This is a genomic window from Thermodesulfatator autotrophicus, from assembly GCF_001642325.1.
Classification (GTDB): Bacteria; Desulfobacterota; Thermodesulfobacteria; order Thermodesulfobacteriales; family Thermodesulfatatoraceae; genus Thermodesulfatator; species Thermodesulfatator autotrophicus.
Genome location: NZ_LSFI01000065.1, coordinates 1 through 10,477 on the forward strand (window position 1 = coordinate 1; position 10,477 = coordinate 10,477).

The 10,477-nt window shown below is 46.1% G+C and carries 9 protein-coding genes and 1 tRNA gene; 3 read left to right on the top strand and 7 right to left on the bottom strand.

Translation table 11 applies throughout. The annotated features are described in order from the left end of the window. Positions 1-87 precede the first annotated feature (87 nt). A complete protein-coding gene (uvrA, locus tag TH606_RS10420) occupies positions 88-2,547 on the top strand; it encodes an excinuclease ABC subunit UvrA (protein WP_068543773.1) in 2,460 nt (819 codons plus the stop codon). Here uvrA and hypD read toward each other — a convergent pair. Both hypD and TH606_RS10430 read right to left on the bottom strand, forming a co-directional pair. Continuing rightward, the gene (hypD, locus tag TH606_RS10425; RefSeq protein ID WP_068543776.1) at positions 2,544-3,599 is read right to left on the bottom strand and encodes a hydrogenase formation protein HypD; all 1,056 of its coding nucleotides are present in this window, start codon (positions 3,597-3,599) and stop codon (positions 2,544-2,546) included. The genes uvrA and hypD overlap by 4 nt on opposite strands. Before the next feature lie 9 nt (positions 3,600-3,608). Beyond that, complete coding sequence (locus TH606_RS10430) at positions 3,609-4,394, bottom strand: DUF72 domain-containing protein (RefSeq protein WP_068543780.1); 786 nt, start codon at positions 4,392-4,394, stop codon at positions 3,609-3,611. Between the two features lie 516 nt (positions 4,395-4,910). Here TH606_RS10430 and rpsT point away from each other — a divergent pair. Continuing rightward, the gene (gene rpsT, locus TH606_RS10435) at positions 4,911-5,198 is read left to right on the top strand and encodes a 30S ribosomal protein S20 (RefSeq protein WP_068543783.1); all 288 of its coding nucleotides are present in this window, start codon (positions 4,911-4,913) and stop codon (positions 5,196-5,198) included. 41 nt (positions 5,199-5,239) lie between these two features. Then, a tRNA-Ala gene (locus TH606_RS10440) sits at positions 5,240-5,315 on the top strand. A 441-nt stretch (positions 5,316-5,756) separates the two neighbouring features. On the opposite strand, the gene TH606_RS10445 is transcribed toward TH606_RS10440, so the two are convergent. The 5 genes from TH606_RS10445 to TH606_RS10465 form a co-directional block, all read right to left on the bottom strand. Then, the gene (locus tag TH606_RS10445) at positions 5,757-7,040 is read right to left on the bottom strand and encodes a phenylacetate--CoA ligase family protein (RefSeq protein ID WP_068543786.1); all 1,284 of its coding nucleotides are present in this window, start codon (positions 7,038-7,040) and stop codon (positions 5,757-5,759) included. 9 nt (positions 7,041-7,049) lie between these two features. Then, positions 7,050-7,784, bottom strand: coding sequence for an ABC transporter ATP-binding protein (locus TH606_RS10450; RefSeq protein WP_068543788.1), 735 nt, complete (start codon positions 7,782-7,784; stop codon positions 7,050-7,052). Continuing rightward, complete coding sequence (locus TH606_RS10455) at positions 7,785-8,546, bottom strand: ABC transporter ATP-binding protein (protein WP_068543791.1); 762 nt, start codon at positions 8,544-8,546, stop codon at positions 7,785-7,787. A 252-nt stretch (positions 8,547-8,798) separates the two neighbouring features. Beyond that, complete coding sequence (locus TH606_RS10460) at positions 8,799-9,371, bottom strand: acyltransferase (protein ID WP_068543794.1); 573 nt, start codon at positions 9,369-9,371, stop codon at positions 8,799-8,801. A gap of 4 nt (positions 9,372-9,375) precedes the next feature. After that, positions 9,376-10,221, bottom strand: a complete 846-nt coding sequence (locus TH606_RS10465; protein WP_082863628.1) for a diacylglycerol kinase family protein — start codon at positions 10,219-10,221, stop codon at positions 9,376-9,378. Positions 10,222-10,477: the final 256 nt, after the last annotated feature.

The window sequence follows — 10,477 nt, forward strand, 5'->3', positions numbered from 1 at the left end:
TGCGGACACAGTTGACGAAACACTATGGGTAGGTCAACAATTAAATATTTTGCAAGGGTCTCCTTTTTATGGAAATCTTTTCTACTTATGAATTACATTGAGGTTATTGGTGCAAAGCATCACAATTTAAAAGATATTTCTGTCAAAATCCCGCGCCGTTCTTTTACGGTAATAACCGGTGTTTCAGGTTCAGGTAAATCCACCCTTGCCTTTGACATAATCTTTGTAGAAGGCCAGAGGCGCTACCTGGAAAGCCTTCCTTCTTATATCCGCCAGTTCCTTAAGCTTTACGAGCAACCTGAGGTTGATCTGGTAGCCGGGCTCCCGCCCACGGTAGCTATTGAGCAGCGAACCAGCCAGGCTGGCCCACGGACCACTGTGGGCACTCTAACCGAGGTTTCTCATTACCTGCGCTTGCTTTACGCCAGGGTAGGGGAACCCTTTTGTCCTGAGTGTGGTGAGAGACTCGGCTATACCAACTTAGACACCATTTTAGCCAATATACTTGAGCGCTATTCTGGTAAAAAAGCGCTGGTCCTGGCCCCAAAAGTTAGACGTCGGAAAGGCTTTCATCGCCCCATTCTGGAAAAGGCTCTAAAGGCGGGGAGAACCATTGTCCGCATTGATGGCCACCTGCGTGAAATTCCTCCTATCCCGGACCTTTCTCGTTATCGGGAGCATACCATTGAAGTGGTGATAGGCGAAATAGCCATTTCCCTCGCCAGTAAAAGCCAATTAGAAAATTTGTTCAGGGAGGCCTTTGCTGAAGGCCAGGGAGAAGCGCTTTTGCTGGTGGAAAATGAAGAGATCATTCTAAATGAAAAGGCTTTTTGCAAAAAATGTCAGCTTAGCCTGCCTGAACCAGACCCTCTGCTTTTTTCTTTTAATACCAGAGCCGGAGTCTGCCCCCATTGCGGAGGGCTTGGCAGAATAGAAGAAAATGTCTGTCCTTCCTGTGAAGGCACACGTTTGAATAAAACAGCCAGAGCCTTTCGTATAAATGGCCTTGATATTGGAAGCCTTGCTGAGCTTTCCGTAAAAGAAGCCCTTAGCTTTATGGAAGGGCTCAAATTTTCTGGAAAAAAGAAACAAATAGCAAACCCTATTATTAAGGAAGTCTTAGCCAAGCTCGGTTTTCTGGTAGAAGTTGGGCTTTCTTATCTCAGTTTAAATAGAAGTGGAGACACCCTTTCAGGTGGAGAGGCCCAGCGTGTGCGCCTGGCCGCTCAACTCGGTTCAAATCTCACCGGTGTCTGCTATGTGCTTGATGAGCCTACCATTGGACTTCATCCTAGAGACAACGCCCTGCTGGTAAAGGCCCTTTACCAGCTCAAAGAAAAGGGGAACACTGTTATTGTGGTGGAGCACGATGAAGAAACCATGCGGGCAGCTGACTGGATAATAGACCTGGGGCCAGGTGGTGGGAAAAGGGGAGGGCAAGTTCTTTTTCAAGGCCCGTTTTCTGAAATTTTAAAGGTTGAAGAATCCCTTACTGCCAATGCCCTTAAGGATCCTCAAAGATACAAGCTTACCAGCCAGGCCAGGAAACCAGCGTCTTTTTTGTACCTCAAAGGGGCTTCAGCTCACAACTTAAAAAACATAGACGTGGACATTCCTGTAGGTGTTTTGCTGGTGGTTACGGGAGTTTCTGGGGCAGGGAAGTCTTCCCTGGTGATGGAGGTTCTTTTTGAAAACTTAAAGCGTCTGGAAAAGGGCCAGCCATTAGTTCATTTGCGAGAGCTTAGGGGGGCAGAAAACATACGCCGCACCGTGGTGGTGAATCATACCCCCATTGGCCGTACACCTCGTTCTACACCAGCTACCTACGTCGGTATAATGGATCACATAAGAAAACTGTTTGCCGCCACCCCCGAAGCCAGGGCCAGGGGGTTTGACGCCAGCCGCTTTTCCTTCAATTTATCTGAAGGTCAATGCCCCCATTGTAAAGGGCAGGGGCAACTTAAGGTGGAAATGAAATTTTTACCCGAAGTTTATATGCCGTGCGGTGTTTGCCGTGGTGCACGCTACAATGAAGAGACTTTAACCGTGCGCTACAAAGGGAAAAACATTGCCGAGGTGCTTTCCATGACCATGGCTGAGGCCTATGAGTTTTTTAAGGCGGTGCCTTCTTTGGCAAAGCCACTTAAAACCCTCTGTGACCTTGGCCTTGATTACCTGACCCTTGGCCAGCCAAGCCCTTCACTTTCAGGGGGTGAGGCCCAGCGTATAAAGCTTGCCAGTGAATTTATTAAAGGCAAAAGGGGTGGGACTCTCTTTATTCTAGATGAACCGAGCACTGGTCTCCACCCTGCCGATGTTAAGAAACTTTTAAATCTCTTTCACGGCCTGGTTGAAAAAGGAAACACCGTGCTGGTGATTGAACATAACCTGGAAATTATAAAAGAAGCCGATTGGGTTATTGACCTTGGCCCAGAAGGCGGGCCTGAAGGCGGAGAAATACTTTATGCCGGTCCAGTAGAAGGCCTTTTAGCCACCGATACCCATACTGCTTGCGCCTTAAGGGATTTCTTTAAGGCAGGCCTTTAATGACCATAAGCATACCAGGCGGCACAGGTGCCTTCACTTGAGACCATACAAGGCCCTTTGGGAGCCTCAGGGGTGCAGGCCTTGGCAAAGAGTTTGCATTCTGGAGGGGTGGCTCTTCCGCAGATTATTTCTCCACAAAGGCAGCCGGGAGTTTCTTTGGCCGGCGGGAGTTCCACGGGAAGATTTTTACGGGCGTCAAAAGCGGCGAATTTTTCTTTTAGGCGCAGACCGCTTTTGGGAATTAAACCAAGGCCGCGCCAGGTAACATCACAGGGTTCAAATACCTGTTTTATAAGGTTTTTGCCCATGGGATTCCCTTCCCAGGTTACCGCTTCGCGATAAGCTATTTCTACTTCTTGACGGCCCTCAGCGATTTGTTTAGCGAGAAGATATATCCCTCGCATAATCTGCTGGGCCTCAAAACCAGCTACTACCGCTGGAAGCCCAAATTCTTTGGCCACAAATTCAAAATAACCAGCCCCGGTAATAGTGGACACATGGCCCGGGAGAATCAAGCCGTCTAAAGCAAGCTCACCGGAGCCCAGAAGCGTTCTCATGGCCTCTGGCATGGTGCGATGACTTACCGCCACCAAAAAATTAGGAAGTTTTTCTTTATAAGCTTCAAGGACGGCTATAGCCACGGTGGGAGCTGTAGTTTCAAAACCTACCGCTGCTAGAACCACTTTATGAGAAGGATTTTCTCTGGCCAGTTTCACTGCATCAAGGGGGGAATAAATAATTTTTACGTTTGCACCGCGGGCCCGGGCTTCTTTTAAAGAGCCAGTACTTCCCGGGACGCGAATCATGTCTCCAAAAGTGGCTAAAATTACGTCGTCCCGCTGAGCCACGCTGATAAGGTAATCTATTTCTTCTTGCGGGGTCACACATACCGGGCATCCTGGGCCGGAAATAAGGGTGAGTTTTTCAGGAAAAAGGCTCCTTAAACCGTAGCGAAAGATATTTACCGTGTGCGTGCCGCATACTTCCATGAGGCGCACAGGCCGAGGTAAAAGCTCTTCAATTCGCCTGGCTATTTCTTTTAAAGAGGTCATGGCACAAGTTTAATCCAAAGGTCTTGTTTTTAAAATAGCCAACGCCTCTTCTGGAAGCTTTTTAACTGGTAAACCCAGCAATTCTTTGAGTTTCAAGGCGTTAGGGACAGCCCAGCCCAGAGAATCATTGTCAAAATAAACATAGCCCGGCCTGTGCCAGGCTTTAAGTTTTTCGGCCCAGCTGGCTAATTCCTCTTCGGTATAACACGAACGGTAGAGCACTCTAGACCCGTGGAGGCGAAGATACACAAAATCAGCGGTTATCACTTCTACCAGGGAAGGAAAGCGGCCAGCAGTGTCAGAAATACAAAGGGCGATATTTTTACGCGCAAGCAACTCGTAAAATTCTTCGCGGTGAAAAGACTCATGTCTTATTTCTATGGTCGTCTGATAAGATAAATCAAGGAGTTCAAGGAAGTTTTCTAAAACTTCGCGTTCGTATTTTAAGCTGGGAGGGAACTGGAAAAGAATAGGCCCTGTTTTTTCTTTTAAGGGCTTTATGGCTTTATAGAACCTTTTGAGAGGTTCTTCCACCTGGCGCAAGCGCTTTACATGAGTAATATAGCGGTTCGCTTTAACGGCAAATAAAAAATCGGGAGAGGTTTCTTCATACCATCGCCTAAAAGTCTTTTCTTTGGGGGTGCCGTAAAAAGTAGCGTTTATCTCTACGGTATCAAAGTATTCAGCATAAAAAGAAAGCCATTTTCGTGACGATAATTTTTCAGGATAAAAAATGCCCCGCCAGTGGGGATAATTCCAGCCCGAGGTACCTATTCTTATGTTATCGTGCTTCATCGCTAGTGACTTAGTTGCTGTGGTATCTTAAGGTTCGGACAAAAGATTGCTTCGTCCCTGAAGGGCTTACAATGACATCCCCTATTGTCACTGCAAGGAGCATATCCACTTTGTCACTGCGAGGGGGCCCAAAGGCCGACGAAGCAGTCTCCTCCCGAGCGCTAGCGAAGGGATTAGATTGCTCCGCTTCGCTCGCGATGACAAAAAGTATTTCGCAATGACAAAAAGTGAACTCGCAATGCCATAAAAGGGTTCGCAATGACAGCCCTCCAAAATTGTTACCTGTTTTGCGCTATCATTAATATAACCGGCCTTCTCACCAAAATTCCCGGATAAGCCGATATTTTCCTTGCAGCACAAGCACAAGTGAGGCGGGTACAGGCGATATCTTCATTTCGCCTGTACCCTATTGGCCAAGTGTTCGCGCCAGTTTCTTCCGTGTTAATCGGGTCTCATTGACAGTTTTCACAAATCGTATTATATAGCGCGCTGCAAAATAAAAAAGGAGGGATAGTCTTGCCTCAGCATAGATCAGCAGCAAAAGCGTTACGTCAGAGTCTTAAGCGCCGGATGCGCAACAAAGCCATTAGAACCAGAGTTAAGACCGAGGTGAAAAAGTTTTTAACGGCCTTGCAGACAGGAACCATTGAAGAAGCCGAGAAGGCCTTCATCAAAGCCCAGAGCATGATTCAGCGGGCGGTTTCCAAGGGTGTTTTACATCATCGCACGGCAGCGCGAAAGATCTCACGCCTGGCAGCAAAACTCAACGCCAAAAAGGCAGCCGCTACCAGTAGCGAAGCTTAGTTGACAGAATAATTATAGCTTTTTAACTTTCTTTTTTGGTTGGGGATGTAGCTCAGTTGGGAGAGCGCCACGTTCGCAACGTGGAGGTCGGGGGTTCGAATCCCCCCATCTCCACCATTAATTATTTACCCAAAAGAGACCTTTGCCAAATTTTTATTGACTGTCTTCCTTCTTCCTGAGACTGCGTCGTCGTGCTTGCGCACTCCTCGCAGTGACAAATAAGGGAGTTATCGCGAGCCATATCTCCATCTTGTCATTGCGAACCACGCTCCCTACCCGTCATTGTGAATCACGCTTTCTACTCCGTCACTGTGAGCCTTTTCGCTGTCATTGTGAGCGGAGCGAAGCAATCCAGATCCCTTCACTAGCGCTCAGGACAGAGACTGCGTCGTCGTGCTTGCGCACTCCTCGCAGTGACAGGGATAGGAGTCATTGCGAGGCCTCGTCAGAGGCCGAAGCAATCTCAGCAAAGCAATCTCGCCGAAGCAATCTCATGGAATTCTTTGTCGGCCCTGCAGGCTCCTCGTTAATGACGCTCTGTAATATAAAAAGCTCCCATTAATGTAAGTAAATAATCTTCTTGCCCTTTGATATTTCTTCAAGGTGTTCTTTTTCAACTAATTTCAGGCGGCATTCAAGGCCAAAGGTTTCGGCAAATAGTCTTTCAAATCTTTCAGCTACCTGGTGCAGGCCAAGAATGCTTGGTTCAAAAAGCTTTTCATTTATAGCTACCCAGAGAGACAGTCTTTCTAAATAATTTTTCTTTTTGATACACAAAACATACTCGGGTATATGGCTATAAGCCTTTTCTAAAAGATTTTCTATGTAGGTTAGAGAAACTTTAATACCCCGGATGGAAACACGGCCATCAGCCTGACCCACTATTTGTGAGATTCTTGGGGTGGTACGACCACAGGGGCAGGGTTCAGTAATAAAGCGAGCCATATCGCCTGTGCGAAACCTTATCAGGGGATTGGCCTTTACCGCTAAGGTGGTAATAACCAGTTCGCCAACTTCTCCAGGTGGTACGTCTTTTCCTGTTTCAGGGTCTATTATTTCTGGAATAAAATAGTCAACCGCCAGGTGATAGCCACTTTTTTTGTCACATTCATAGCCCATACCAGGGCCTACAGCTTCAGTTACCCCGTAGCCCAGGCGAGTGGAAACACCCATGACTTGCTCCAGGCGGACTCTTTCTTCCTCTTCTATTCCTTCACCAACAAACACTATCAAACTCAAACTTTTAGGTGGTTCTATGCCTTTTTCCTGCATTAAGTCCATTAAATAAAGGGCATAAGAGGGAGTAGTTATGAGCACAGAGGCCCTGAAGTCTCTCATGACTTTTATGCGGTTTTGCACGCTTTGCGGGTCCGGTGGAATTACAGAGGCCCCAAGTTCTTCGGCTCCTTCTTTTATCTCTGCTATCCAGACAGACATACCGGGGTCAAGGCAAATCTGGATAATATCTTCAGAGGTAACTCCACTTACCGCTAAAAAACGAGCGGTGAGGCGTCTTACCGCTGAAATATCCCTTAAAGTGAAACCCTTTACAATAGGGGTGCGAGGCCCTGGAAAAGTGTGAAGCCTCACAATATCGCGCAGGGGCACAGCAAAGAGGTCATAGGGATAATTTTCTTCCAGGTGTTCCCTGGTGGTAAAAGGGAGCTTTTTAAGGTCTTCAAGGCTTTTTATGTCTTCTGGCGAAATGTTATTAATATCCATCAACTTACGATAAAAAGGCACGCGATGATAAACACGATTGATGGTGCTTTGAAGTAATTCCAGGTGCCATTGGCGCCAGCCTTCTTGGGATAAATATTCAATGGTGTTATCAGGTTTCATGGCTTTCTCCTAATCAGTAAATTCCCGGTAATCCTTACCTAAGTAGGCACGTTTTATGTCTTCATCAGCCATGAGGTCTTCGGTGCGACCCTGGAGAACTATTTTCCCTGTCTCAAGCACATATCCCCGGTGGGCCAGTTCCAGGGCACGACGGGCATTTTGTTCTACCAGCAAGATGGTAAGCCCTTCTTCATTGAGGCTTTTTATGGTTTTAAGGATGCTATCTACCAGAAGGGGAGCAAGTCCAAGAGAGGGTTCGTCAAGCATGAGAAGCTTGGGCCTGGCCATAAAAGCCCGGCCAATGGCAAGCATCTGCTGTTCCCCACCAGAAAGGGTACCGGCAAGTTGTTTGCGTCTTTCTTTTAATCGCGGAAAAAGTTCATATACTTTTTCTAAATCAAGACGGATACTCTCTTTAGGTTCCTTTTTGTAACGATGGTAAGCCCCAAGCTCAAGGTTTTCTTCTACGGTGAGAGGGTAAAATATTTGGCGGCCTTCGGGCACAAGGCTTATACCACGGGCTACAATGCTAGGGGTAGGTAATTTATGAATAGGCTCATCTTCAAAAAGAATTTCACCTTCTTTGGGTTTTACAATACCCATAATGGAAAGCATGAGCGTGGTTTTCCCGGCACCATTGGCCCCGATGAGACATACTATTTCCCCTTTGACTACGTGGAGAGAGACATTTTTTAAAGCCTTTATAGGGCCATAACAGGTCACCAGGTTACGTATCGTAAGCATTTATCCTTCTCCCAGATAAACGGCGATTACTTCGGGATGGCGCTGAATTTCTCTCGGTGTTCCTTGAGCAATTTTTCTTCCCATGTCAAGCACGATTACCTCGTCAGCCAGTTCCATAACCAGGTTCATATCATGTTCCACCAGCAAAATAGTTACTCCTTCTTTTTTAAAAGCTTCTATTCTTTCTTTCAATAAATCTTTTTCCCGAGCATCAAGGCCAGAGGCCGCTTCATCTAAAAGAAGAAGGTGAGGGCAGGTAGCCAGGGCCCTTGCTATTTCAAGATAACGTTGAAGCCCAAAGGGAAGACTCGCTGCTGGCTTTTCAGCCCAGTCTTCTAAGTTAAATAATCTGAGATATTCCAGGGCCTTTTCCCTGGCTTCTTTTTCTTTTTTAAAGAAAGAAGGAGACCGTATTACTGACTCCCATAAAAAAACCTTCAAACGACTGTTTACGGCCAGAAGGACATTTTCAAGGACGGTTAGATGGCCAAAAATTTCCAGATTCTGGAAGGTTCGGGCCACCCCCAGACGGGCAATTTTGTAAGGGGGCAAGGTATCAATGCGGGTATTTTCGAAATAAATTTCCCCGCTGGTTGGTTTCAGATGCCCAGAAATCATATTAAAAGTGGTAGTTTTTCCTGAACCATTTGGGCCGATAAGGGCGGTGATAAGTCCCTTTTTAACGGTAAAAGAGAGGTCCTTTACCGCGGTAAGCCCTCCAAAGGTTTTAACCAGGTTTTTTACCTTAAGAATCTCAGACATTGCTGGCGAAAATAATAAAAACTTTTTGTAACATTACTGAACGTCCTCGCCAGGCGACGTAGTCGCCCGTGCATTTTGTCTTCGTCATTACGAGTAGGCCCGCAGGGCCGACGAAGTAATCCTTGTCCCGAGCGGTAGCAAAGGGATCTGAGATTGCTTCGCTACGCTCGCAATGACAGAAAAAGGGCTCGCCATGACAGCTTCAAAATTGTCATCTGTGTGCTCCCATTAATAATAAAACTCTCAAAGAATTCAATAAGTTTCTCGGCGCAAAATTTGAGCCGGACTACCAGCTACCACACAACCTGAAGGGACTTTTCTGGTAACTACCGCCCCAGCGGCCACGGTAGCCTTTTCTCCCACCGAAGCCATTACAATAGCTCCTTCTCCAATCCAGGCGTAGGGGCCTATTTCTATGGTTTCAAAGCGTGAAGGGTCTGCCGGAAGTATTCTTCCGTCTTTATCACGGCGATGCTGGCGCTTTCCGCTGGGAATGCTAACGCGTGAAGCGATAAGGCTTCCTTCCCGCAGGATAACGTTTCCTAGTATGCAATAAGGGCCGATATAGACGTTTTTTTCTATAACGCCCCAGGGCTGGCTAAAAAAACTGCCAAAACCTATTTCACAGTCTAGAGAGACTTCAGGAAAAATCAGGGAATAATAAGCGCGTCGGCAAAAAGAACCAATTATTCCAGGAACCAGGGCCCAGAACTGAGCCCAAAAAACATAAAGCCTTATGCCAAGATTTAACTTTTTTTCAATCCACACCAGAGCATAACTTGGGAAAACCAGGACAACGGCTATGAAATGAAAAATTTTTTTCATTTTGCTACCATTTTAAAAAAGTTATTTCTCCGGCAAGGATGATCTTAAATAGATTGGCCGGGCTTTCTATCTCTTCGCCATCAAGGGCAATGCCTGGTGTATGAAGTCGAACTTCCCTTTCGCAAAAAGTTTTAAAAGGAATGATTTTGCGCGGAAAAAGGCCGATCTTTATCTGAGAACACTTATTAACTCTGGGAAATGGCTTCAAAGGGATAAAAAGCCTGTTAAGAGTGGTGAGCATGGCTGTCTCAGGGAAATACACCAGGCTGTTTGTTTCCACAATGAGAGGCATTTCCCTTTTAAAACCTTTTTTTATTGTCTCGGCAATTACCTGCGAAATGTTTTTAAGCCCTCTTATACCTTTTTTCTTGCGTAAGATATTGTAGAGGAAAGTGCCTTCAGCCAAAAGACCAGCGGCACAAAAAAGCCCATAATATTCGCCGGGAATAATTTTTAGGACTTTGCGTTTTAAAACTTTGGGAGTCTTTTGAGTCAAAAAAAATTTAAAGATTCTTAACTGTCCAAAAGGCCGGCTTACATCCCAGGCAATCAAATTATTAGTCCCACCAGGAAGAACTGTTAAATAGACTTCTTTTTCGGGAAAGTTTCTAAAATAAGCCGTGAGAAAGGCAGAGACTGTGCCGTCTCCACCACTTACTAAAAAATGTTTTTTCCCCTGGGCTATCAGGCTTTTCAGGGTAGTTTCTATTTCAGAATAGTCTTTAACAATGACCTCAGTAAGCCCTGCCTGTCTGGCAAGGGCCATTAGAATTAGGCCTTCTTTTAAATTTTTCCCCCCGCGGGGATTCCAGACAAGAGCTACCTGGTCTTTGCAAAAATTTTTCATCATTTGATTTTGCAAGTTAACTCTGGGTTATGTTACTTAGGGAATTTCAAAAGTAAAAGAACTTTTTGAGGAGAGATTTCCTTTGAAGGCGGAAAATTTTGTCATTTCTGTTATTGCAAGCCTTCTCTTTATTCGTCATGCGAGCCACGTTCCCCTTCCGGTTATTGTAAGCCCCGAAGCAATCTCGCTCAAGGCAACCTCTCCTTTCTTCTATCTGGTGAGATATCCGGTGAGACTGCTTCGCTCCGCTCGCAGTGAC

Excerpts from the sequence above, each read along its gene's own strand:
- uvrA (WP_068543773.1), top strand. The coding sequence starts at position 88 with ATGAATTACATTGAGGTTATTGGTGCAAAGCATCACAATTTAAAAGAT.
- hypD (WP_068543776.1), bottom strand. The coding sequence starts at position 3,599 with ATGACCTCTTTAAAAGAAATAGCCAGGCGAATTGAAGAGCTTTTACCT.
- TH606_RS10430 (WP_068543780.1), bottom strand. The coding sequence starts at position 4,394 with ATGAAGCACGATAACATAAGAATAGGTACCTCGGGCTGGAATTATCCC.
- TH606_RS10445 (WP_068543786.1), bottom strand. The coding sequence starts at position 7,040 with ATGAAACCTGATAACACCATTGAATATTTATCCCAAGAAGGCTGGCGC.
- TH606_RS10450 (WP_068543788.1), bottom strand. The coding sequence starts at position 7,784 with ATGCTTACGATACGTAACCTGGTGACCTGTTATGGCCCTATAAAGGCT.
- TH606_RS10455 (WP_068543791.1), bottom strand. The coding sequence starts at position 8,546 with ATGTCTGAGATTCTTAAGGTAAAAAACCTGGTTAAAACCTTTGGAGGG.
- TH606_RS10460 (WP_068543794.1), bottom strand. The coding sequence starts at position 9,371 with ATGAAAAAAATTTTTCATTTCATAGCCGTTGTCCTGGTTTTCCCAAGT.
- TH606_RS10465 (WP_082863628.1), bottom strand. The coding sequence starts at position 10,221 with ATGATGAAAAATTTTTGCAAAGACCAGGTAGCTCTTGTCTGGAATCCC.